Annotated in this window: 20 protein-coding genes and 3 pseudogenes; 9 read left to right on the forward strand and 14 right to left on the reverse strand. The window is 50.1% G+C overall.

The genetic code is table 11. From position 1 onward, the window contains the following. The first annotated feature begins 70 nt into the window (after positions 1-70). The 5 genes and pseudogenes from ELR70_RS08135 to ELR70_RS08155 all read left to right on the forward strand — a co-directional run bounded on the left by ELR70_RS08135 (position 71) and on the right by ELR70_RS08155 (position 6704). Positions 71-514 carry a DUF411 domain-containing protein gene (locus ELR70_RS08135; protein WP_235577072.1) on the forward strand — a complete coding sequence of 148 codons (444 nt, stop codon included), beginning with the start codon at positions 71-73 and terminating at the stop codon, positions 512-514. Then, a complete protein-coding gene (locus ELR70_RS08140) occupies positions 514-1173 on the forward strand; it encodes a TolC family protein (protein ID WP_241566365.1) in 660 nt (219 codons plus the stop codon). Before ELR70_RS08135 ends, ELR70_RS08140 begins: the two co-directional genes overlap by 1 nt. Positions 1174-1196: 23 nt before the next feature. Beyond that, positions 1197-1846: pseudogene (locus ELR70_RS08145) on the forward strand (TolC family protein); the annotation flags it as partial. After that, a pseudogene (locus tag ELR70_RS08150) lies at positions 1839-3540 on the forward strand (efflux RND transporter periplasmic adaptor subunit). The pseudogenes ELR70_RS08145 and ELR70_RS08150, both read left to right, overlap by 8 nt. A 15-nt stretch (positions 3541-3555) precedes the next feature. Next, positions 3556-6704 (forward strand): annotated as a pseudogene (locus ELR70_RS08155) (CusA/CzcA family heavy metal efflux RND transporter). 5 nt (positions 6705-6709) lie between these two features. On the opposite strand, the gene dctP reads toward ELR70_RS08155, so the two are convergent. After that, complete coding sequence (dctP, locus tag ELR70_RS08160) at positions 6710-7768, reverse strand: TRAP transporter substrate-binding protein DctP (RefSeq protein ID WP_164881436.1); 1059 nt, start codon at positions 7766-7768, stop codon at positions 6710-6712. 291 nt (positions 7769-8059) lie between these two features. Between dctP and ELR70_RS08165 the strand changes: the two genes are divergently transcribed. Next, positions 8060-9880, forward strand: a complete 1821-nt coding sequence (locus ELR70_RS08165; protein WP_054014507.1) for a HAMP domain-containing sensor histidine kinase — start codon at positions 8060-8062, stop codon at positions 9878-9880. On the opposite strand, the gene ELR70_RS08170 is transcribed toward ELR70_RS08165, so the two are convergent. From ELR70_RS08170 to ELR70_RS08200, 7 genes are all read right to left on the reverse strand, one after another. After that, positions 9877-11715, reverse strand: coding sequence for a DUF885 domain-containing protein (locus ELR70_RS08170; protein ID WP_054014508.1), 1839 nt, complete (start codon positions 11713-11715; stop codon positions 9877-9879). The two genes, ELR70_RS08165 and ELR70_RS08170, sit on opposite strands and share 4 nt — an antisense overlap. A gap of 132 nt (positions 11716-11847) precedes the next feature. Next, positions 11848-12984, reverse strand: coding sequence for a radical SAM family heme chaperone HemW (gene hemW / locus ELR70_RS08175; protein WP_054014509.1), 1137 nt, complete (start codon positions 12982-12984; stop codon positions 11848-11850). Further along, complete coding sequence (gene rdgB, locus ELR70_RS08180) at positions 12981-13574, reverse strand: RdgB/HAM1 family non-canonical purine NTP pyrophosphatase (protein WP_054014510.1); 594 nt, start codon at positions 13572-13574, stop codon at positions 12981-12983. The genes hemW and rdgB overlap by 4 nt, the downstream gene beginning before the upstream one ends. A gap of 1 nt (position 13575) precedes the next feature. Next, a complete protein-coding gene (locus tag ELR70_RS08185) occupies positions 13576-14022 on the reverse strand; it encodes a DUF4426 domain-containing protein (protein ID WP_054014511.1) in 447 nt (148 codons plus the stop codon). A gap of 18 nt (positions 14023-14040) precedes the next feature. Next, a complete protein-coding gene (locus tag ELR70_RS08190; RefSeq protein WP_054014512.1) occupies positions 14041-14574 on the reverse strand; it encodes a YggT family protein in 534 nt (177 codons plus the stop codon). Between the two features lie 10 nt (positions 14575-14584). After that, positions 14585-15406: a pyrroline-5-carboxylate reductase gene (proC, locus tag ELR70_RS08195; RefSeq protein ID WP_054014513.1), complete on the reverse strand. Its 822-nt coding sequence runs from the start codon at positions 15404-15406 to the stop codon at positions 14585-14587. Positions 15407-15421: 15 nt separating this feature from the next. Next, on the reverse strand, positions 15422-16105 hold the full coding sequence (locus ELR70_RS08200) for a YggS family pyridoxal phosphate-dependent enzyme (protein WP_054014514.1): 684 nt from the start codon (positions 16103-16105) through the stop codon (positions 15422-15424). 29 nt (positions 16106-16134) lie between these two features. On the opposite strand from ELR70_RS08200, the gene ELR70_RS08205 reads away from it, so the two are divergent. From ELR70_RS08205 to ELR70_RS08215, 3 genes are read left to right on the forward strand one after another with little or no spacing between them, the layout of a single operon-like run. Next, entirely contained in the window at positions 16135-17181 is a 1047-nt protein-coding gene (locus ELR70_RS08205; protein ID WP_054014515.1) for a type IV pilus twitching motility protein PilT, read from the forward strand. A 15-nt stretch (positions 17182-17196) separates the two neighbouring features. After that, on the forward strand, positions 17197-18321 hold the full coding sequence (locus tag ELR70_RS08210; protein ID WP_054014516.1) for a PilT/PilU family type 4a pilus ATPase: 1125 nt from the start codon (positions 17197-17199) through the stop codon (positions 18319-18321). Then, a complete protein-coding gene (locus ELR70_RS08215) occupies positions 18293-19240 on the forward strand; it encodes a hypothetical protein (protein WP_235577069.1) in 948 nt (315 codons plus the stop codon). The genes ELR70_RS08210 and ELR70_RS08215 overlap by 29 nt, the downstream gene beginning before the upstream one ends. Here the strand turns inward: ELR70_RS08215 and ruvX are convergent. The 6 genes from ruvX to ELR70_RS08245 form a co-directional block, all read right to left on the reverse strand. After that, positions 19203-19649: a Holliday junction resolvase RuvX gene (gene ruvX / locus ELR70_RS08220; protein ID WP_054014517.1), complete on the reverse strand. Its 447-nt coding sequence runs from the start codon at positions 19647-19649 to the stop codon at positions 19203-19205. The two genes, ELR70_RS08215 and ruvX, sit on opposite strands and share 38 nt — an antisense overlap. Positions 19650-19711: 62 nt before the next feature. Continuing rightward, on the reverse strand, positions 19712-20269 hold the full coding sequence (locus tag ELR70_RS08225; protein ID WP_054014518.1) for a YqgE/AlgH family protein: 558 nt from the start codon (positions 20267-20269) through the stop codon (positions 19712-19714). Positions 20270-20287: 18 nt separating this feature from the next. Next, on the reverse strand, positions 20288-21247 hold the full coding sequence (gene gshB / locus ELR70_RS08230) for a glutathione synthase (RefSeq protein WP_054014519.1): 960 nt from the start codon (positions 21245-21247) through the stop codon (positions 20288-20290). A 75-nt stretch (positions 21248-21322) separates the two neighbouring features. Next, positions 21323-22057: a 16S rRNA (uracil(1498)-N(3))-methyltransferase gene (gene rsmE, locus ELR70_RS08235; RefSeq protein WP_054014520.1), complete on the reverse strand. Its 735-nt coding sequence runs from the start codon at positions 22055-22057 to the stop codon at positions 21323-21325. 63 nt (positions 22058-22120) lie between these two features. Further along, the gene (locus ELR70_RS08240; protein WP_054014521.1) at positions 22121-22603 is read right to left on the reverse strand and encodes a hypothetical protein; all 483 of its coding nucleotides are present in this window, start codon (positions 22601-22603) and stop codon (positions 22121-22123) included. Positions 22604-22615: 12 nt separating this feature from the next. Continuing rightward, positions 22616-23509 carry a hypothetical protein gene (locus ELR70_RS08245; RefSeq protein WP_054014522.1) on the reverse strand — a complete coding sequence of 298 codons (894 nt, stop codon included), beginning with the start codon at positions 23507-23509 and terminating at the stop codon, positions 22616-22618. Positions 23510-23522: the final 13 nt, after the last annotated feature.

The following is a 23522-nucleotide window of genomic DNA, read 5'->3' on the forward strand; positions in this document are numbered from 1 at the left end:
AGGCAGAAGAAGACGGAGGCAAATTGTGTCTTTTACTACCAATAAATATGGTCTATTTCTGAGCGCCTGTTTGTTCTCGCTACTGAGCCTGAGCAGCCAGGCTCAGCCGGGCCCGCTACAAACTTTAACTGTCTATAAAACGCCAACCTGCGGCTGCTGCAAAAAGTGGCTATCGCACCTTTTGGCGCAAGGCGTTGCTGCGCAGGGCCGGGAGCTGGCGTCGTTAAGTGCGCTTAAATCACGTCACGGTATTGCACCGCGTTATCGCTCTTGTCATACCGCGCTCAGTCATGACGGCTGGGTATTTGAAGGGCATGTCCCGGCTAAGTTTATTCAGCAATTTCTGGCCAATCCTGACACAAATGCCATTGGGCTGAGTGTGCCAGCTATGCCGCTTGGCTCGCCAGGTATGGAAGTCGATGAGCGCTTTACGCCATATCAGATTTTACTACTGATGAAAGATGGCAGCCACCAGGTTTATGCTCAAATCAATACCTATAAGGAGCAGTTTTGATGCACTTTTTAATTACGTCAACAGCGCGATGTGCGCTGTTAGGGGCAATGCTTATGGCAGTCAGTCCTGTGCAGGCATCTGCTGAGTTGCCTTTACAAAAGGCCATAGAGCAAGCAACGGCTCAGGACCCTTTATTGCAAAAACGCCATCATCAGCAGCAAGCTGCCTATGCGCAAGGTCTTGCTGCCGGTACGTTACCCGACCCAAAAGTGTCCTTGTCTATGATGAATTTGCCGGTGGATGGCTGGCAGCTCGACCGTGAGGCAATGACACAGCTTAAGGTGGGCGTAAGTCAGCAGTTTGGTCGTGGCGATGAGTTGGCGCTTAAACGTGAGCAGCTGCATATTGCCAGTGAAGAGTATCCATTGCTACGTGCTGACCGGGTTGCGCAAGTCCGTGCACAAGTCAGTCAGCTATGGCTCGATACCTATCTGGCCGAGCGTACTATTGCTCTGATAGAGCAGGACAAAGCCCTGTTTGAACAACTGGTTGATGTCAGTAAAGCCAGTTATGCCAATGTGGTCGGACGCACTCGCCAGCAGGATGTGATCCGTGCGCAACTGGAGCTGGTACAGCTCGATGACCGTCTCAGTGTCGAATACCAAAACGGGAATCTGCGCGTGCACAGCTGCTGGCCTGGTTACGGGGCGCTCAGATAAATACTGCCTGGTCTGATATTAAACTGCCAGAGGCGTTGCCTCAGCTTCAGGTAGCTGTCCCGCAATTTTTGTACAAGGCAAGCCAGATGCAGAGCGACTACTTGCGCAGCTCACCAGCCATCCTGTGGTGTTGGCGCAGGATGTGCGTATAGAAGCCGCCGGCAAGGGAGTTGCGATTGCGCGTCAGCAATATAAGCCGCAGTGGGGGGTCAATGCCAGCTATGGATATCGCAGTGATATGCCTGATGGTACCAGCCGCGCCGACTTCTTTTCGCTGGGGGTGACTGTGGATGTGCCTCTGTTTACGGATAATCGTCAGGACCAGTGGCTAAGTTCGGCTCAGTCAAATCGCGAAGCCATCAAAACCGATAAGCTGTTACTGCTGCGTGAGTTGTCCGGACAGGTTGAAAAAGAGGCGAGCCAGCTGAGGCGTCTTTTTGAGCGACAGACCCTGTATCGGGAGCAGTTGCTGCAACAAACACACGAACAGGCAGAAGCTGCGCTTACCGCCTACACCAATGATAACGGCGATTTTGCAGAGGTCGTACGAGCTCGCATTGCTGAACTCAATGCTAGGGTGGCTGCCAAACAAATTGACGTAGATGCCCTTAAAACCGTCGCCAGACTGAACTACTACCTCACCACTTATCAGCCAGGAGTGACTCATGAATAATACGCTAAAACTATTGCTAGCTGCTTTGTCAGGTGGTGCGCTGAGCTATGCCCTGATGACGCTCACCGCTACTTCATCCCATACGGCGGAAACTGAGGCTGAAAGCGACAAACCGCTCTACTGGGTTGCACCAATGGACAGTAATTATCGCCGCGATAAGCCCGGTAAATCGCCCATGGGGATGGATCTGGTACCTGTCTATGCTGAGAGTGAAGAACAGGTGGCAGGGGCTGTCACCATTTCTCCTGAAGTGGTGAATAACCTGGGCGTTAGAACTGCAGAAGTTGAAGTGGACCATGCACAGCACGATTTCGACGGTGGGTTACGTGCAATATGATGAAGACAAGCTGGTGCACATTCACCCGCGCGTCGATGGCTGGGTTGAAACCTTGTACATTAAAGCGGCCGGTGAGCCGGTGGAGCAGGGGCAGCCTTTGTATTCGCTCTATTCGCCGCAGCTGGTGAATGCGCAGGAAGAATTCTTAATCGCGTTAAATCGTAACAATGCCACCCTGATCAAAGCGGCACGCGAGCGGTTAATGGCGCTGCAATTGTCGGCCGATTTTATCGCCAGTTTAGAGGCGCAGCGTCAGGTGCGTCAGACCATCACCTTCTATGCTCGCCAAAGCGGCGTGATAGCTGAGCTGAAGATCCGTGAAGGGTTTTATGTTAATCCGGGTAACACTCTGATGAGCATCGCCCAGCTGGATCAGGTCTGGGTGGAGGCTGAAGTATTCGAACGCGATACCGCTTTGGTCAAAGCCGGTCAGCCTGTCACTATGACGTTGGATTATCTGCCTGATGCGCGCTGGCAGGGGAGCGTAGACTACGTCTATCCAACCCTCAACGAAACCACCCGGACCTTGCGAGTCAGGCTCAAGTTTGACAATTCAGCAGGGCAACTTAAGCCCAATATGTTTGCTCAGGTACAAATTCAGGCGGGCAGCAAAGAGCAAGCCATGCAGGTGCCGAGCGAGGCGGTGATCCGCACCGGTAAGCAGGACAGGGTTGTTGTGGCGCTGGGCGACGGGCGCTTTAAATCTGTGGCAGTCACTTTGGGTCGGGTAGGGCTGCAAAGCACCGAGATCCTCGATGGACTGAACAAAGACGACCGGGTCGTTACTTCGGCCCATTTTCTGATTGACTCAGAGTCCAGTAAAAGCTCTGACTTTAAGCGTATGAGTGCGGATGCAAAGCCGGCTAAGGTCTGGGTGGCCGGTACCGTGAGCCACTATGAGGCGCAATCGGATGTGATTAACATTACCCATGATGCCGTGCCCGAATGGGAGTGGCCCGACATGACCATGGACTTTCAACTTGCCGATAAACTGGACCGCAGTGGGCTTAAAACCGGTCAGTCGCTGCATTTTGAGGTGACGAAAACGGATGCCGGGTATGAAATCACGACTATCCATATTATGGCTGAACCGACCATACCAACAGCGACTGTTGACGGCCACATCAAGGCAATAGATGCAGCGTCTCGCATTGCCACTATCCATCGCGGCGCGATTGAAAAGTGGGGCCGTGCGGCGGCCACCATGGATTTTGTGATAGCCGAGGATATTGACCTGAGTGCGTTTAATGTGGGTGACCAGGTAACCTTTACCTTTGAGGTGAGGGATGACTTTGTTGTGACCCAGATGCAGCACGGCGAGCCAGCCTCAGCTATGTCTGAACATGCGCATCATTAAGCCAGGAGTATCATCATGATAGCAGCAATCATAACCTGGTCTTTGCACAATCGCGTGTTGGTCCTGCTGAGCACACTGATGCTGGTGGCAGGCGGCATGTTTGCCTTAAAACAAACGCCGGTCGATGCCATTCCTGACTTGTCGGATGTACAAGTCATAGTCAAAACCAGCTATCCGGGGCAGTCACCGCAGGTGGTACAGGATCAGGTCACCTTTCCACTTACGACCGCGATGTTGTCGGTTCCGGGTGCAACCACAGTGCGTGGGTACTCCTTTTATGGCGATTCTTATGTATATGTGATCTTTGATGACGACACAGACCTCTACTGGCGCGCAGCCGGGTACTAGAGTACCTCAGCCAGGCGGCAAACTTACTGCCTGCGACTGCCAAGCCGCAACTTGGACCAGACGCTACGGGGGTGGGCTGGGTGTATATTTATGCCCTTACTGATCGCTCGGGCAAGCATGATATCAGCCAGTTACGCAGCCTTCAGGACTGGTTCTTAAAATACGAGTTACAGACGGTGCCAGGAGTATCTGAAGTGGCGTCAGTAGGTGGCATGGTGAAGCAATATCAGGTGCAGATTGACCCGGATAAACTGCGTGCCTATGGTCTGCCTTTAAGTCATATTCAGCAGGCGCTGCAACGAGGTAACCAGGAAACTGGCGCGTCAGTCATCGAGATGGCAGAAGCCGAGTATATGGTAACTGCCACTGGGTATATTCGTTCGGTAACCGACATTGCCCAAATCCCGCTGGGTCTCAATGAACAGGGCACCGCACTGACCATAGGTGATGTCGCCCAGATCACGATAGGTCCGCAAATGCGACGCGGCATCGCCGAGCTTAATGGCGAAGGTGAAGTAGTCGGTGGCGTGGTGGTAATGCGTTTTGGTGAAAATGCACAGCAGACTATTGCCGGAGTGAAGACCCGACTGGATGAACTAAAGGCATCCCTACCCGAAGGTGTTGAGGTAGTCACTGTGTATGATCGCAGCCAGTTGATCGAACGGGCGGTTGATAACCTCTGGCAAAAACTACTTGAAGAGCTGCTGGTGGTGGCCGTGATCTGTGCCGCCTTCTTATTCCATCTGCGCTCTTCGCTGGTGGCGGTGATAACCTTGCCACTGGGGATCCTGGTGGCCTTTATTGTCATGTATTTTCAGGGAATAAACGCTAACATCATGTCGCTTGGTGGGATTGCCATTGCCATTGGTGCGATGACCGACGGGGCGATTGTGATGATAGAAAATCTCCACAAACACATGGAGAAGACGCCGCTGACCGACGACAATCGCTGGCAGGTGGTGGCAAAAGCGGCCACGGAAGTCGGGCCTGCCTTGTTCTTCAGTCTGCTGATCATCACAGTGTCCTTTCTACCGGTGTTTATCCTCGAAGCGCAAGAGGGGCGTATGTTTGCGCCATTGGCATACACTAAAACCTATGCCATGGCGGCGGCTGCCGGACTGGCAATTACCCTGGTTCCTGTGCTGATGGGTTATTTTATCCGTGGCAAAGTCACGCCTGAGCGCAAGAACCCGCTTAATCGCTTGTTGATCGCCGCCTATTTGCCAGTGCTACGCCAGGTGATGCGGTTTCCTAAAACTACACTGGTGGCAGCGGTCGCTCTGACTGTCGTGGGCTTTTATCCGCTGAATAAAATCGGCAGCGAATTTATTCCACCACTGGATGAAGGCGACCTTATGTATATGCCCACCACCTATCCGGGGATATCCATCGGTAAAGCGCGTGAGTTATTACAGCAAACAGACAAGCTGATTAAGACCGTCCCAGAAGTAGAAAATGTGTTTGGTAAAGTCGGGCGTGCCGAGTCGGCCACCGATCCCGCGCCGCTGACCATGATTGAAACCTTTATTCAGCTTAAGCCCCGCAGTGAATGGCGTGAAGGTATGACCACGGATAAGCTCAAAGCCGAGCTGGACCGTCTGGTGAAGTTACCAGGTGTTAGCAATGCCTGGGTGATGCCTATCAAAACCCGTATTGACATGCTCGCCACGGGTATCAAAACGCCGGTAGGGGTTAAGATTGCGGGCCCGGATCTGACGGTCATTGAATCGCTTGGCCAGCGCCTCGAAACCATTCTCAACAAGGTGCCTGGTACTGCGTCAGTATATTCTGAACGGGTCGCTGGTGGGCGCTATATTAAGGTGGATATTCGCCGCGAGCAGGCCAGTCGTTTCGGGCTGAACATTGCTGACGTACAGCAGGTGGTGGCCACCGCGATTGGCGGTATGAACGTCACCCAAACCGTGGAAGGACAGGAGCGTTATCCAGTCAATTTACGTTATCCGCAGGATTATCGTAGCTCGCCTGAACAATTGGCGCGCTTGCCAATAGTGACGCCCGGGGGACAGCGAATTGCACTTGGGGATGTGGCCGAGGTGTACGTGGAAAGTGGTGCGCCGGGGATCAAAAGTGAGAATGCCCGCATCAATGGCTGGACCTTTGTTGATATAGATGGTGTTGACCTGGGCAGTTATGTTGAGCAGGCGCGTAATGTGGTGGCCGAGGAACTGGATTTACCTGCCGGATACTCTTTAAACTGGGCCGGACAGTACGAGTATATGATCCGGGCACAAGAAAAGCTCAGCTACGTGCTGCCGTTGACTTTGGCGATCATCATGTTACTGCTGTATCTCAACTTCCGTCGCTTTGGCGAAGTAGCGCTGATCCTGCTGACTTTGCCTATGGCCACCGTGGGAGGCCTGTGGTTGATGTATCTGCAAGGCTTTAACTTCTCCGTTGCGGTTGGAGTCGGCTTTATTGCATTGGCCGGAGTCGCAGTTGAGATTGGGGTGATCATGCTGGTATATCTGGAGCAGGCATTTAAAGACTTGCAAGATGAGGCTAACACCCGCCAATTGCCTGTGAGTGAGTCGCAATACATTGACGCCTTACTGCATGGTGCCGCACTGCGAGTTCGCCCGGTGATGATGACAGTCGCGACTATCATCATTGGCCTGCTGCCTATTCTGTATGGTGCGGGTACTGGTTCCGAGATTATGAGCAGGATTGCAGCTCCTATGGTAGGCGGCATGGTCAGTGCACTGGTATTAGCGCTATTGGTATTACCAGTGTGCTACAGCCTGATGAAAAAGCCTGCGCTGCAACGCTTTAACGCGCAAATACAGCAGGCTCGCTAACGAGATTAGGTTGGGAAAGTCAGGCCATTATTGACCTGTGTGGCGGCCACAAAGGCATCAAAGGCACTGACTTTCCCAAGCAGTGCTACCTTAGTGGCGTGCCATTCGCGGCGCTGATAACCACCAATCTCCTGCCAGGCGGCCATCTCATCGGCACTGGGGTAATAAATGGTCGCGCCATTTCTGAGCAAGCCTCTTTGGCAGTAAAGCGCTGTTTGGCGGGCCATCGGCAGATGCTGAGTAAAGGTTTTCTCTGCCCCCTCCCAAACGGCGATGCGTAGTTTTCTTGGCAGTGCTTTAAGCCACTGCTGGTTAATCACGGATACCCAACCGTCCTGCACTGAGTTGATCAAAGATACAGCCCCAATGTGGCGGTTTAATCCGTTTGGGCCGTTATATAACCCGGTTACCGACGGGTCCAGAGCATCGAAGCGTTTACGAGCAGCAAGCATAGCTGCTTTTTTCCAGGCCACCTGAACAGGAGTGGTGCCACAGAGTTGGTAAAACTGTCTGAGTACCTGACTGGCGGGCACACGAAAAATCACATCAATGATGTCGCTGGGCGTTTTCAGCAATTTGCCGTAATGACGTGTGGAGGTCAGGGTTCTGGCACCTGGCAGATGATAGAGCAAGATCGCGACCTCGCCCCGAGCACGGATCTGATCAGTGACCTGTTGCTGCCATAATTTTGAGGTGATGAGATTCAGGTAAGACTGAGACTGTGCAGCCCAAAAGGGAATATTGAGAATATCGAGCTTAGGCACAATAGGTGACAGGTTAGAGACACTCAGCAGCGCACCCTGAATGGCACCTCTGGAAACCTGTACAGCCAGCTCATGGCCAACACCTAGCTGGCCTTTATCGCGGATCTCCACACAGATCTTACCATTAGAAAAGTCTTCAATATTGTGTTTCAGCTGCTGGTGCATATGAGGAGAAGACAGCCATAACTCGGTATTGTAGGGGGAGGCAAAGACTAGACGGTAACGTGCTCCGGTGCAGTCTGGTTGCTTTGCTTGCAACTGTGTTCCCAGCAGAGGCAGTAAGGCGGTACTTTGGCGCAAAAAAGTGCGCCTGCCAGGGGATAACGGACTATTGGGTTTACCTAAGCTGCTCATGCCTTCACTCTAAGTAACTGCAACCCAACTGCATCAGGTCTGAATGAACTTATGCTATTAAGTCTAGACCGCATTGGATTAAATGAAAATCAGGCTAGGGATAACCATAGCGAGCGGTGCTTTATAAAGGAGAGTATTTTTTACCGTGAGCGAATGATGCAAAGTCTGGTAATGCTCGCCGAACCCGATTATGTTGTCTAAGCTTAGGAGGGATAGGGGCAAGTCAGGAACTTATTTGTGCAGTTAAAACAGTCACTTTTGTTATTCAAAGTGGCCGCCATTGGTGCGGCGTTGATCATTGCGACGGTGAGCTGGTTTCTTTACCGGGAGCTGGATCATAGCAAGCAACTCAACGATCATTTATTTAAATTACAAACCCAGATCCAGCGGTTGTTAGATCAAGAAGAGCGGTTTGTGATTGAAAGGCAGAAAGCTTCGTTGCTCTCTATTGATGATTATCGTTATGCGTATCGGGATAGCTTCAATGAGCTGGTCGCTTTACTGATGACTGATCATCAACATCTTGAGTTGCTGTTTAAGCTCGATGAGCAGGTTAACCAGTTCGCCGAGTTGTACGAGCAGCTGGCCTCTATGCAGGCGCTGCTGGGCTATGATAAAGACGATGGTGTGTATGGTGAGTTCCGTAGTAAAGCGCATGCCTTGCAGGCGCTTGCCAAAGAGGCACAAGACCCGCAACTGGAGATCTTGCTTTTGGAGTTGAGACGACGGGAAAAAGACTTTTTGCTCCGGCTCGACAGAAACTATCTCAATCTGCATGGCGATCTTATCCTGCAAGCCAAAAATCGCATCCGGACACAGTTTCCCGATCGTGCAGAGGCATTTCTGTTGACGCTGGAGCATTATCAGAATGGCTTTGTCGTATACACCAATGTGCTGCAAAAACAGGGGCTGGATCATAACCAGGGCGTACGTGGTGAGTTGGGTGAGCTGAAACTGGCAATACGCGGCCATTTTACAATTGTGGCTAAACAGCTTTTCAGTGCGTATCAGGAGGAGCAGCAACAGCTGATCCTGATCAGCTTGCTATCAATCGTACTCAGTAGCGGTTTTAGTCTGCTGCTGTTGTACTATCTGAACAGTCGGGTATCCGAGCAGGTCATGGCCATTGGCAGAGTGCTTGTCAGGGTTGCTAAACATGAAGACTTTTCTTTACGGGTAAACCTCAAAAGTGAAGATGAAATTGCGCAGATAGGGCACCATCTTGATGAACTACTCGATTTTATTGAGACCCTGATGGCCCGGCTCAGCGCGGCCCAGCAGCGGCTAATTGAAGAGGCCAAAATGGCCAGCCTGAGCAATATGGTCAGTGGCTTTGCTCATGAACTAAACACTCCATTGGGGATCGCTATTACCAGTCAGTCTCATCTTAAAGCACAGGTCGAGAATATGCGCCGCGATTTAGACAGTGGCCAGCTGAAGAAAACCACGCTGACTAATCTTATCGGGGAGGCTGAATCGGCGCTATTCTTGCTCGAAAACAACTTGCACCGCACTGCCTCGCTCATCGACGACTTTAAAAAGGTATCGGCACAGCAGCATTACGATACGGAAATGGAGTTTGACCTGAAAACCCTTGTGGAAGGGGTGTTTGATTGCTATCGCAGCGAACTGCCTGAGGAGGAATACAAAATTGAAGTCGAAATACCGGATAATCTGATCCTCAGCAGTTACCCCAATGTGTTTAATCAGATCATCGGATATAGTCTGAACAACAGTATTTTGCATGGTAAACATCCAGACAGACAGCTTACCATCATTGTCTCGGCGCATATCGTGAATGACTATGTGCACTTCTATTTTAAAGACGACGGGCAGGGGATTGATAAGGAACTGCTGCCAGTGATTTTTGAGCCTTTTGTTACTTCAAAACGTCATTCGGGTGGCACAGGGCTGGGGCTGAGTATTATCTACAACCTGGTGACTCAAAAGCTTGGCGGGGAGATTAAAATACAAAGCCCCGCACATGGCGGGGCTTGCTTACACATTATTCTGGCGAATACCGCGTTCAAGATGGTATCGCCAGAGCCATGTGATTAGGCTTTTTTGCTGGCAACCCATTCGTTCACGAACTGCTCTAGTACGTTCAGCGGCACCGGGCCACTTTTTAGCACTACATCGTGGAACTGACGAATATCGAACTTGTCGCCCAGCTCTTTCTTAGCAGCTTCACGCAGTTCAACAATTTTCAGCATACCAATCTTGTAAGCCGTCGCCTGAGATGGGATCACGATGTGGCGCTCTACCATTTTCACTGCGTCTGACTTCGCGTTTGGTGTATTGTTTACATAGTAATCAATGCCTTCCTGACGCGTCCACTTCATTGCATGGATACCAGTGTCTACGACCAGGCGACAAGCACGCCATAGTTCCATCGCCAGGCGGCCAAAGTCAGAATACGGGTCTTCATACAAGCCCATTTCTTTTGGTACCAGCTCAGAGTACAGTCCCCAGCCTTCAGTGTAAGCGGTATAGCGGCCAAACTTACGGAACTTAGGCATGTTTTCCAGTTCCATTGCAATGGCGATTTGCATGTGGTGGCCAGGAATACCTTCGTGGTAAGCCAGTGCTTCCATCTGATAGGTTGGCATAGCTTCCATGTCATACAGGTTTGCATAGTAAACACCCGGGCGTGAGCCATCAGGAGCTGGTTGCTGATAGAAGGCTTTACCCGCTGATTTTTCACGGAAAGCTTCTACGCGTTTGACTATCATGTCGGCTTTTGGCTTGACGATGAACAGCTCGTCAAGACGACCTTTCAGGTTGTCTATCATGGCTGTCGCGTCTGCCAGGTACTTGGCTTTGCCTTCTTCAGTGTTAGGCAGGTAGAACTGCTTGTCGGTACGCATGAACTGCATAAAGGCTTTTAGATCGCCCTTGAAACCAACTTTTTCTTTGATTTCACGCATTTCATCATGAATACGTGCAACCTCAGACAAGCCAATTTTGTGGATTTCTGCGGCGGTTAAGTCTGTGGTGGTGGTACGTGCCAGCGCATTGTTGAAATACTTCTCACCATCAGGGAACTTCCAGGCACCGTCACGAGTATCAGCACGCTTTTCAAGCTGTTGCAGGTAGCTGATTAGCTTAGAGTAGGCTGGTTTAACCGCTGTTTTAAGTGCTTCTGTTGCCTCGCCAATCAGGGCTTGCTTCTCACTGTCTGCAATGTCAAGTTTGTTGACTTTGCGCTTAAAATCAGCCAACAGAGTTGAATCGTCACCGCTGGCAAACGGCGCACCCTTGATGATATTTTTGCTTGAATCAATGACGTGAGGGAAGACAAACTTAGGCGCGATAATGCCTTTGTCAGCACGGGTATCCAGGTCTTGTACTAGCTGATCGAATACTGCAGGAACACCATTTAGGCGTGAAATATACGCTTTTGCGTCTTTTACATCAGTGATTTGGTGCTGGTTGATCAAAAATGCAGGGACCATCGCGTGAGTGCCGTACATTTGATTGACCGGATAGGTGTGATAACGCCATTTGTAATCGGCAATTTGATTCTCCAGGTTTTGCTTGAATAAGTCATAGCTTACCTGAGTTTGTGCATCCAGCTTACTACGGTCAATTGCCTTTAAAGTAACCAAGTCTTTCTTGGTGAGCTCCAGATCTTCTTTGGCACGAGCTTCAGAGCCATCATCCCACTTGTCGTAATCTTGTTTAATACCCAGGTAAGTTTGGTAAACCGGGCTGCGCATCACGCCGCGCATAAAAACTTCATCGAAAAAGGCATTAGCCTTTTCTACTTCGCTTTGTACCACTTGTTGTGTTACTTCCGCCTTGGCGGTGTTAGTTGGTTGCTCTGCAGTTTGCTGACAACCTGAGAGGAGCGCTGCTGCCACGGCTGCGGCAAGGAGTGTCATTTTACGCATGGGTTACCTTTTTTATTGTGTTCCACTTGGATTCGGGTGTTGGTGCAATGTCACCAACAAAAATTGTGTCCGGCAGGTGTTTTATCATCTACCGGCAAGCTTACCAGCCCAATCTTATCCTAAGAGCAGGTATCAGACGAACAATTCTAGCAGGTCATTGAGATATCTGTGGCCCTTAATTGTTACCAACCATGAATCGCCCTGGTCTATTAGCAGTTTTTGTTCAATCGCCCGGGCAATTGCTGGTTCAATTTCGCTCAGGGATAAGCCGGTATAATCGCAAAAATCCTGTTTTGTACATGGCGCCTGTAAGCGAAAACAGTTCATAAAGAACTCAAACGGGCGATCGGCGGGTTTTACCTGCCAACTGTCGTATAAATAGGGTTTAGTGAGATCCATGTAGCCGCGCGGATGTTTGACCTTGACGGTACGCACTATTTCATTGCTATCTGGTTGGGTGATTTTGCCATGAGCTCCGCAGCCAATGCCCAGATAATCGCCGAATTGCCAGTAATTCAGGTTATGCCGACATTGGTAACCGGCCTTGGCATAGCCGGAAATTTCGTATTGCTGATAGCCATGTTTGGCAAGCAAAGCCTGGCCTTGCTCCTGGATATCCCACAGGATGTCATCCTGAGGCAAGGTCGGTGGCTTAGATGCAAACTGAGTGTTGGGTTCAATGGTGAGCTGATACCAGGATAAATGGGGTGGGTTCAGATCTATCACCTGTTGAAGATCGCTTAGTGCATCTGCAACGGACTGATCCGGCAGACCATGCATCAGATCCATATTGAAGCTATTAAGTCCGGCATCATGGGCTTCAAAGGCGGCATGTCGGGCTTCTTGTTCACCATGAATACGGCCCAGCGCTTTTAACTTATCTGCTTGCAAGCTCTGCACGCCGATAGAGATACGGTTGATACCGGCAGCAACATAGTGTTTAAAGCGATCCGTTTCCACCGTACCCGGGTTAGCTTCCAGGGTGATTTCTATGTCATCAGCAAAGCCTATCAGCGCTTCAATTTCTCCCAGTAACTGAGTGTAGGCTGCGCCACTGAGCAGGCTGGGGGTTCCCCCACCGATAAAGATACTGTGGAGTTTACGACCCTGTACCAGAGACAGGTCGGCTCGCAAGTCCGCAAGCAGGTGCTGAATATACTCCTGCTCCGGGATCTCGCCTTTTTGGCCATGGCTGTTAAAGTCGCAATAAGGGCATTTTTGCACGCACCAGGGCACGTGAATGTACAAGCTTAACGGTGGGAGTTTCACAGCTGACCTTTAAAATGCGCCAGCAGTTGCTGTAATGCCTGACCGCGGTGACTGCGGGCATTTTTCTCTTCTTTACTCAGCTGAGCTGAGGTGCATTGCGTTTGTTCAACCCAGAAAACCGGGTCATAGCCGAAACCCTGTAAACCTTGCTGATCGTCGGTAATGCGCCCCTCCCAGCTGGCCTGACAAATGACCGGCGTAGGGTCATCGGCGTGGCGCATGTAAACCAGTACGCACCAGAATCGTGCAGTCCGCTCTGTAACGTCTGTCATTGCTTCAAGCAGTTTATCGATATTGTCCTGGTCGCTGGCTCCTGCACCTGCATAGCGCGCCGAATACACTCCAGGCGCGCCTTTGAGGGCATCAACTTCAAGACCGGAATCATCTGCAATGGCTGGCAAGCCGGTAATTTTGGCTGCATGACGGGCTTTGATAATGGCATTTTCCACAAAGGTAGTGCCGGTTTCTTCGACATCCCCCACGTTAAACTGGCTTTGCGGCAGGATTTCGATATTCAGATCTTTGAGCATGCTGCCAAGCTCGGCGACTTTGCCCGGATTGCCGGTAGCGAGAACGATTTGTCTGGTCATATTAATCTACATAAAACTTTTGCTGAAATTTGAGCACGTGGCGCGTGTTACCCTGCTGGATGGTGACTTCGAAGCGATAGGTGTCTTCGTGATCCACATCCATCTGCGCGAGATAGTATACCGCATCGCCTTCAACCACTTCTTTAAATGTTAAGGTGGTTTTGTTGCCGATCAGGTTGCGCGCCTGACCGGTGAGCGTGGCGCGCTGCGCTGTGTTGTTGGCATCATCAGCCAGCACGGAAATATTAATGATGGCCTTGCTGTTGCTGCGGGTTAACCCATATGCGCTGGCAATATTTGGCTGAATAAAGGTCGACGGGAAGGCGATATAGTGTACCTGCCAGTCGCCGAGTTGTTTGTATTGGCCTCCTTGTGGATTGGAAGCCTGTGCTGGCTGAGCTAAAAGCAGCATGGCCAGCATTGAAATAAGTGTCAAAAAGGGTTTCATTGTTACGACTCCGACTGCTTAACGAAGCAGGTCCATCACTAAAATCTGTAAAAACTGCATGCCAATCAGTACCACCAGTATCGACAAATCCAGGCCGCCCAGCGGTGGGATAATTTTACGAATTGGGCGCAACATAGGTTCAGTAAGCTGATCAAATACCGCGGCAATCGGGTTATAGCCCTGTGCCACCCAGCTCAAAATGGCACGGATAACTAATACCCAGAACACCAGTGAGAAGGCTTCTTTGATCACGGTCAGGGCACCTGAAATGGCTGCCTGCATGGCATCCCAGTAGCCACCAAACATCAGCATCAGTACCGACATTTTGGCAAAGCCGACCAACAGCGCCAGTACCAGAGATGCCAGGTCCAGCCCGCCTAACCCCGGGATCAGTTTTCGCAATGGGTTAACGGCGAAAGAGGTCGCTTTGATCACGGCCTGACTCAGCGGGTTATAAAAATCCGCTTTGACTAATTGTAGCCAAAAACGCAACAGTACGACCATCAAAAACAGGTCAAAAATAATCCCTACCAAAAATTGCATGGCGTTCATCGTGTGTCCTCTAGATTTGTTGTTCCATTTCTTCTGCCCGTGCAATACAGGCATCCATGGCATCGGCTACAGTTTGTGGTAGCTGATTTGCTTTTAAATGTTCAACGGCTGCGTGTGTGGTACCGCCTTTGGAGGTAACGTTAGCACGCAATTGCTCAATACTGATGTCTTGCTGAGAAAGCGCCATCTCTGCAGCGCCCAGTGCGGTTTGTTGCACCAGTGCACGCGCCTGTTGTGGTGAAAAGCCCAGCGCAATGGCTTTTTCTTCAATGGCTTCCATAAACAGGAAAAAGTAGGCAGGTGACGACCCTGTGACGGCAATAACATCGTTGATTTGTGATTCTTTATCCAGCCAAATAGCGATGCCAGTTGATGAAAATACTTGCTCAATATAGGTTTTTTCTTCATCACTGATATCAGCGGCAAACAGACCTGACACGCCACGCCCAAGTAGTGACGGGGTGTTCGGCATGCAGCGCACAAGCTTAACGTCTTGTGCCAGCATTTCTCTGAGGCGTTTGACGGTGATCCCTGCCGCAACAGACACAAACAGCTTATCGCTGATATCCAGCCCGGCATCGACAAAGGTCTGACACAGATCGGCCATCATCTGTGGTTTCACAGACAGTACGATGACATCGGCTTGTTGAACTGCTTTTAGGTTGTCTTGTTCGGTACGCACCCCGAAATCGGCATGGGCCTTAGCGAGCTTCTCAGCGTTGCGATTGGTTGCGATGATGCTCTGTGGAGCAAAGCCGTTTTTTATCATGCCGCCAATGATGGCGTAGCTCATGTTTCCGGTCCCGATAAATGCAATCGTTTTATTAGCCATTAGGAGTGTGTCACCTTATTGTCGTTTGCCAAAAATGTCCGTGCCTATGCGTACCATGGTTGCACCACCCTGAACTGCCATTTCAAGATCGCCACTCATGCCCATCGACAAGGTATCCAGCTGTTGATATTGAGTCTTTAGTTTATCAAAGCAAGCCTTCATTTGGCTAAAATATTCCAGCTGTTGTTGGGCATCATCGGTTTGCGCTGTGATTGTCATGAGTCCACGCAGCTCCAGCTGACGCGCGCCGTCGATATAGGCGGCCAGTTCATCAAGCTCATCCAGAGCACATCCTGATTTTTGCTCGTCGTTACTGATATTCACCTGGATCAGAACGTTAATCGGCATCAGATTATTGGGTCTTTGCTCATTCAGACGACGTGCGATCTTGAGGCGATCGACACTTTGCACCCAGGAAAAGTGCTCTGCAATCTGGCGCGATTTGTTAGATTGAATGGGACCAATGAAATGCCACTCAATGTCTTTTTGCGGCTGAAAGTAGCGGACTTTGTCGACTGCTTCCTGAACATAGGACTCACCAAACCGGCGCTGCCCGGCAGCGTATGCTTGCTCAATGAGTTCGACCGGTTTGGTTTTTGATACGGCCAGCAATGCGACCTCTTGGTCTGTGGCACACTTTTGCTGTGCTTTTGCTATGCGATCATAGGCGTTGTTCAGCCGTTCTGCTATTGTAACCATATTATTATTTGCTCGTTGTGGAGTCTTAGATGGATATTACTGAATTATTGGCCTTTAGTGTGCAACACAAAGCATCGGATTTACACCTTTCGTCGGGGGTTTCACCGATGATCCGTGTCGATGGCGATGTACGCCGGGTAAACATTCCTGCACTGGAAGCGAAGGACGTTAACAGCCTCGTTTACGATATTATGAATGATAACCAGCGTAAGGACTATGAGCAAAATCTTGAGGTGGATTTCTCGTTTGAAGTACCCAATCTGGCGCGTTTTCGTGTTAATGCGTTTAACGCCAGTCGCGGCCCTGCGGCGGTGTTTCGGACCATTCCCAGCTCAGTGCTGACATTAGAAGACCTTGGGGCGCCCGACATCTTCCGAAAAATTTCGGATTGTCCGCGTGGTTTAGTGCTGGTCACCGGACCTACAGGGTCGGGTAAGTCAACAACGCTGGCTGCGATGGTGGATTACATCAACAGCAACAAGCATCACCATATTCTGACCATTGAAGATCCAATTGAATTTGTGCACGACAACAAGTTAAGCCTGATCAATCAGCGTGAAGTGCACCGTGACACGCACAGTTTTAATGCTGCACTGCGCAGTGCGCTGCGTGAAGACCCGGATGTTATTCTGGTGGGGGAGCTGCGTGATTTGGAAACCATCAGACTGGCTATGACTGCCGCAGAAACCGGTCACCTGGTGTTCGGCACACTACATACTACCTCAGCTCCTAAAACCATTGACCGTATCATAGACGTTTTCCCTGGTGAGGAAAAAGACATGGTGCGCTCTATGCTGTCTGAATCATTGCAGGCGGTTATTTCGCAAACTCTGGTGAAAAAAGTCGGCGGCGGTCGGGTAGCCGCTCATGAGATCATGATGGGGATCCCGGCAATTCGTAACCTGATCCGTGAAGACAAAATTGCGCAAATGTATTCGTCCATTCAGACCGGTGCAATGCACGGTATGCAGACCATGGATCAGTGTCTCACCAATTTGGTGAATCGTGGCCTTATCACTAATCAGGATGCGCAGGCGAAAGCCCATGATAAGAGTCAATTCGGTACCACATATTAATCTCGGGAGGTCATGATGGAGCTTGAACATTATCTGCAAATGATGAAAGACAAAGGCGCATCAGATTTGTTTGTGTCAGCCGGATTGCCTGTGAGTGCTAAAATTGACGGCGAGTTACGTGCATTGGATGACGATGTGCTCGATGCTGAGGCATCGCTGGCTATGGTTGAGTCGGCCATGAGTGACAAGCAAAAGCAGCTGTTTCACGACGAAAAAGAGTGCAACTTTGCTGTGGCGAACGAGATTGGTCGTTTCCGGGTGTCTGCATTTTGGCAACGCGATTGTGCGGGTATGGTGATCCGCCGTATCGTAACGGATATTCCTGAAGTAACCGATTTAGGTCTGCCTTCGGTATTGACCGATGTGATCATGTCTAAGCGTGGTCTGGTATTGTTTGTTGGTGGAACCGGTACGGGTAAGTCAACCTCATTGGCGGCTTTACTGGGCTATCGCAATCGTAACCAACGCGGTCATATTCTGACTATCGAAGACCCCATTGAATTTGTTCACCAGCATCGCAAAAGTATCATTACGCAGCGAGAAGTCGGGCTGGATACAGAAAGCTTTGAAGCAGCATTAAAAAGCTCCTTACGTCAGGCACCCGATGTGATCCTGATTGGTGAAATCCGCTCCCGGGAGACCATGGAATATGCCTTAAGTTTTGCTGAGACTGGCCACTTATGCGTTGCGACTTTACACGCCAACAATGCTAACCAGGCGATTGACCGGATCATGCACCTGGTGCCAAAGGAAAAGCACGATAAGCTGAAGTATGACCTGGCATTGAACCTGCGCGCCATTGTTGCGCAGCAACTGGTTCCGTCGGCCAAAGGGGAAGGGCGTGAAGCGGCCATTGAAGTATTGCTTAACTCTCCGATGATCGCGGAGTTAATCAAAAAAGGGGATATTGGATCAATTAAAGAAACCATGTCTAAGTCCAAAGAAATGGGTATGCAAACCTTTGATCAGGCGTTGTTTGATTTATACAAGCAACAAAGGATCAACTATGCCGATGCATTACACCATGCCGATTCACCCAACGATCTTCGTCTGATGATTAAATTGCAGAACAATGAGCAGCAGGGCGCGGGCTTTTTGCAAGGGGTTACTGTTGACGGCCTGGACGATAAAAAGCGCTGATAAAGCATTATACGGGGCCGCATTGGCCCTGAGTTTGCTTGCCGGCTCCGTGTCTTTTAATGCAACGGCGAGAAGCAGTGAGCAAAATAGTGATACACATAACGCGGTGGAAATGTATATCCGTGACGATGTGTATAGCGATTATTTGCGATTTCTCAATGGCCGTGCACCACTGGAAGTGACACAGTTTTCTGGTGATTACATCCGCCGGGATGTGGTGGATATGGTGCTGGTACAACAGGCCCTGGCGCTGGGGGGCTTCAAAAAAACTTTCATATATCGACCAGGAAATGTCAGTTTTCGTCATTCCAATCTGCTTGAGCAGGGCAAGCTGCTGCTGAGTTTTGACAGCTACTGGCTTGATGATGCGCAGGCTAAGGCTGATAAACTGTTTATCAGTGAGGCAGTGATCCGCCGCGGTGAGTATTTTGCCGGGATTTTCTATGCGCCGGAAAATTTAGCCGTTGCACGCCTGACCCGTTTAAGTGAGTTGCGTGAACTCAGTGCAGTGTCAACCAGTCGTTGGCGGACAGACTGGAAAACGCTAAACAGCCTGGGTCTTAAGCATATAATGAATGAGCCGGTATGGGCCTCACAGGCGCAAATGGTCAATCGTCAATGGGTGGATTTTATGTTGATGCCTTTGATGCCGAGTTTAAATAATGAGTTCAGGTTGGATGACATTTTACTGGTGGCACATCCAAATCTAGTGGTTCAGCTTGATGGCAGTCGTCACTTTGTGGTTTCGCGGCTGCATCCTGACGGTGAACGGGCATTTAAGGCATTACAAAGTGGGTTAATCCAGCTCAGATCACAAGGGCGGATCCGTCAGGCTTACCAGCAGGCCGGATTTATCCCCGATCTAAGGCGCTATCGTGTACTTAACTCCATTGCGCCTCAAAAAAACTCTCCAGAATGATGATAGCAGACATGCCGTCTATCTTATCTTTAGCCAGTGAACGGTATCCACCTTGTTCAAATAACCGGGCTTTGGCATCGGCTGTCGTCAATCGCTCATCCTGAGTTTCGACGGGTAGCCTGAATTGATTGTGCAGTCGGTTGGCAAATTTCTTGGCGCGGAAGGTTAGATCCTGATTCGTACCGTCCATATTTAATGGCAAGCCGACAACCAGTAAATCGGGCTTCCACTGTTCGATATAGGGCGCAATATCCTGCCAGTCGGGAATGCCATCACGGGCTTTTACTGCGCCCAAACTACTGGCTGTACCGGTAAGCTCCTGGCCGACGGCCAGACCAATACTGCGGGTACCAAAATCAAACCCGATGACCGTACGCTGGCCGGGTGCTTTTTTTTCGTTATTACTCATTGTGTATTCTCAAACATTAGGCGCAGAAATCGTCACATTCAGTGTGGCGATAGAGTGAGTGCTCAGGCGTGGCCGGCCTCAGTGCTCAGTTGTCCGGCATCAATGCCAAGCATTTCGACGGCTTTTTCCCAGCGTTTCTCCGGTGGGGTATTAAAAATAATGGCCGGATCAGCTTCAATGATTAGCCAGGAGTTTTCCAGGATCTCTTTTTCGAGTTGTCCTTGTTCCCATCCTGAGTAGCCCAGTGTGATGATAAATGCATCTGGACAATTATGTGATGTCAGCGATGCAAGTACGTCTTTTGAGGTCGTGATCATGATATCTGAGCTCAATTCACGACTGGACGCATAGCCCGGCTTTGGGGTGTGCAGGACAAATCCGCGGTCAGTATGAACTGGTCCACCCGCAAACACGGACTGGCTGGCAGCCTGACTGGACTTGTCGTTATCTATTTCTATCTGATCGAGCAGCTCACCCACAGTCACATTAATAGGGTGATTGACGACCAGGCCCATTGCGCCTTCTTCGTTATGCTCACAAATGTAAGTGACTGTGTGCTTGAAGAAGGGATCTTGCAAATTTGGCATAGCGACCAAAAAATGATTTGCGAGTGATTGCATAGCGAGACCCCCTTTTCGTTACTCTTTAGTATGGTCGAGTTTTGCCGCAATGGCATCAAAAAACTTGTCCATGATGGAAATATCATACGCGGCTTCTATTTCCTTCACACACGTTGGCGCTGTCACATTAATCTCGGTCAGCTTGTCGCCTATGATGTCCAGACCAACAAAAATGAGCCCTTTTTCTTTTAATACCGGGGCTACGGCTTCGGCAATTTTACGGTCACTGTCGCTGATAGGGCGTGCTTCGCCTCGACCACCCGCAGCCAGGTTTCCCCGGGTTTCGCCGCCTTGTGGAATACGTGCCAGACAGTAAGGCATTACCTCACCATCGACGACCAGAACCCGTTTGTCGCCGTCTTTGATGGCCGGGACATAATTTTGCGCCATGGCAAAACGACTGCCGTGCTCGGTGAGTGTTTCACAGATCACGCCGATGTTCGGGTCGTCATGGCGAACTCGGAAAATTGAGGCGCCGCCCATGCCATCCAGGGGCTTCAGAATGATGTCACCATGTTTGGTCAGGAACTCACGGATCTGTGCACTTGAGCGAGTCACTAAGGTGTCTGGCGTGTGTTCACTAAACCAGGCCGTAAAAAGCTTTTCGTTGGCATCACGCAAACTTTGTGGCTTGTTGATGACGAGTGTGCCGGCTTGTTCTGCACGTTCCAGCATATAAGTGGCGTAGATGTACTCGGTATCGAAAGGCGGATCTTTGCGCATCAGGATCACATCCAGATCGCTCAGTGCAATATCGTCTTTCTCTGCCAATTCGTACCAATGTTGTTCGTTGTCAAACACGGTTGCTTTGGCAGCGGTTGCCCGGGCTTCACCCTGGTACAAGTACAGATCCTGCATTTCCATGTAATAAAGCTCGTAACCACGTGCCTGTGCTGCCAGCATCATGGCGAAGCCAGTATCTTTTTTGATATTAAAGCCACTGATTGGATCTGAGATGATCCCAAGTTTCGCTGCCATTGGGGTAACCTTATATAAAGTGAATCAATTCAACTGCTAACTGTATGACTAGGATATGAGGGCGAAACTGGCGTTTTAAAGGGCCAGGTCGCCGAACTCTAGTTGTAATGCACTGAGTACCGTCAGAGCGGCTGTTTCGGTGCGCAGTACGCGTGGGCCGAGGCGAATATCGATAAATCCCTGTTGTGCCGTTGCAGCCATTTCTTCATCGGTAAAACCCCCTTCAGGGCCGACTAAAAAGCGAATACCGTGCTCAGGCACGGGCAGCGTTTTGATAGAGTGCTCAGCTCTGGGGTGAAGCGTCAGCTTAAGTGCCTCGCTGGATTGCGCCAGCCATTCATCAATTGAAATGGGTGGATGGATAGTGGTAATGGTGTTGCGGCCAGATTGCTCCGCAGCTGCGATGGCGATTTTTTGCCATTGCTGATGTTTCTTTGTCAGGCGCTCGCCGCTGAGCTTGACGCCACAACGGGTGGTAAATAAAGGAGTGATTTCAGTGATCCCCAGCTCAACGGATTTCTGGATAGTAAAGTCCATTTTATCTCCCCGAGAGATGCCCTGGCCAAGGTGAATGGACAGCGGAGACTCAACGTGTTTATCAATAAATTGTTCTGGCGTGACCCTGACTTTCTTTTTACTGACTTCGCTGATGGTTGCCAGGTACTCTCCGCCCTGGCCATTAAATAAACTCAGTTTATCTCCTTCGCTCATACGCAGCACTCGGGCTACATGCCCGGCAGCATCATCGCCAAGGTCAATCGTCTGGCCAATGGTGAGGTCGGAAGGCTGGTAAATATGAGGTATGCGCATGGTGGACTATTCCGCTGTTAAATAGCCGTCATGGTAAGGGGTTATGTACAGTGAGTCCAGCACCTATTCTGCTTTGTCCGTGTGATGCTGTGCAAAGTCGATAACCGTATCCTGGGTGGTTGCAGAGACGGTGGAATGACATGTCAGATGGTTGTTATTAAAAGGATCTCTGAGCGGGTGGTACACATATCCCCGGGCGGTTTGCTCGACGGTAATTCGTTGACGATGCAATGAATTAAATATAAACCTTTGTGTCTCGTCGGCGAGGTGATAGTCAATTGCATAGATCAATACGCCACGGACCTTATGATGTTCGTGCAGGTATGAGGCCAGCTCAGACACACTGATTTCATTTGCAAAGTCACAGTAACAGTAATCTTTAACCTGCTCCTGAAACATCATTTTCAGCATCTGTTTAGTGTTGTCACCGGCAATCAGTAACTCACTGGGCACGTCAGGACGCTGCGCTTTTAGATGCGCAGCAAACTCTCTGCTGAACTCCCAGTTGCTGTCGACCAGCAAAAAGTTTTCTAAGTTTAAACGCACTAACAGGCCTGGTTACATTGAGAACATGTTAATAAGTAAATAGCCTATTGCGCAGAAAACAGCAAACTCCAGACAAGCAATCCCGATGTTGTCCTGATGGTCAACTTCCAGCCCAATGTCCACTCTGGGTAACGCCAGTTGCAACAATAAGTAACTGATACCATATAAAAGTAACCACATTACGCCGCAATGCATGACAATTACAAACAGGTTTTCGACCACTTTCGCACCATGATACGGTGCGCTGTGTAAACCGGCATAAATCGCCAGTGCAAGCCCAATACTCTTGCCTGCGTAGCGGATCCCAATCGAGGTATTGGCCAGATTAAAGTTTTGTTGCAAAGAAGCACCTTGGTTATATCTGGCAAAGCGGTGCTCGCGAATTTTACTGTCCAGTGCACACATTAACTGAACGACCAAAAAGCTCAGCGTGACGACCAGCAAGTTGCCAAAGCCTTGCGGGTGGATCCAGTGATACAGCCCCAGGACCAAAATGGTGTTGCCGATCAACATGCCCGAGTCGACCACTGCGGCACAGACATTTTGTTTTAAAATCGCCTGTTCTTCATTGAATTGATAGAGGATCCACTTGCGATGAATATGCTGGCCGAAATAAATAAAGACCAAGATCAGGAGTAAAATAACGCCGCTACGAAAGGACTCTGCTTGCAACACCATCATGCCGGTGTCATTGAACACATAGGCACAACAGATCACCAGTACGGCCAGATGGGTGGCATAACTGATCCCTAAGGCAAAGTTATCCCGTTTAGCCAGCTCGTCTTCCAGCATTTGTCTGGCGCTGAACTGAACATATAAACGCAAGGCGACCGTGAACAGACAAATCACGATAAAACTGACTAAGATGGCGAAAAAGTTGATATTGGCTAAAGACAAATAACTCATGCTAAGTGTAAGG

It is taken from the genome of Pseudoalteromonas sp. R3, from assembly GCF_004014715.1.
In the GTDB taxonomy this organism is placed as follows: domain Bacteria; phylum Pseudomonadota; class Gammaproteobacteria; order Enterobacterales; family Alteromonadaceae; genus Pseudoalteromonas.

Excerpts from the sequence above, each read along its gene's own strand:
- rsmE (WP_054014520.1), bottom strand. The coding sequence starts at position 22,057 with ATGCGCATACCTCATATTTACCAGCCTTCCGACCTCACCATTGGCCAG.
- ELR70_RS08210 (WP_054014516.1), top strand. The coding sequence starts at position 17,197 with ATGGAGCTTGAACATTATCTGCAAATGATGAAAGACAAAGGCGCATCA.
- rdgB (WP_054014510.1), bottom strand. The coding sequence starts at position 13,574 with ATGACCAGACAAATCGTTCTCGCTACCGGCAATCCGGGCAAAGTCGCC.
- ELR70_RS08225 (WP_054014518.1), bottom strand. The coding sequence starts at position 20,269 with ATGCAATCACTCGCAAATCATTTTTTGGTCGCTATGCCAAATTTGCAA.
- gshB (WP_054014519.1), bottom strand. The coding sequence starts at position 21,247 with ATGGCAGCGAAACTTGGGATCATCTCAGATCCAATCAGTGGCTTTAAT.
- ELR70_RS08205 (WP_054014515.1), top strand. The coding sequence starts at position 16,135 with ATGGATATTACTGAATTATTGGCCTTTAGTGTGCAACACAAAGCATCG.
- ELR70_RS08170 (WP_054014508.1), bottom strand. The coding sequence starts at position 11,715 with ATGCGTAAAATGACACTCCTTGCCGCAGCCGTGGCAGCAGCGCTCCTC.
- ELR70_RS08200 (WP_054014514.1), bottom strand. The coding sequence starts at position 16,105 with ATGGTTACAATAGCAGAACGGCTGAACAACGCCTATGATCGCATAGCA.
- ELR70_RS08190 (WP_054014512.1), bottom strand. The coding sequence starts at position 14,574 with ATGAACGCCATGCAATTTTTGGTAGGGATTATTTTTGACCTGTTTTTG.
- ELR70_RS08245 (WP_054014522.1), bottom strand. The coding sequence starts at position 23,509 with ATGAGTTATTTGTCTTTAGCCAATATCAACTTTTTCGCCATCTTAGTC.
- ruvX (WP_054014517.1), bottom strand. The coding sequence starts at position 19,649 with ATGAGTAATAACGAAAAAAAAGCACCCGGCCAGCGTACGGTCATCGGG.
- ELR70_RS08185 (WP_054014511.1), bottom strand. The coding sequence starts at position 14,022 with ATGAAACCCTTTTTGACACTTATTTCAATGCTGGCCATGCTGCTTTTA.
- proC (WP_054014513.1), bottom strand. The coding sequence starts at position 15,406 with ATGGCTAATAAAACGATTGCATTTATCGGGACCGGAAACATGAGCTAC.
- ELR70_RS08140 (WP_241566365.1), top strand. The coding sequence starts at position 514 with ATGCACTTTTTAATTACGTCAACAGCGCGATGTGCGCTGTTAGGGGCA.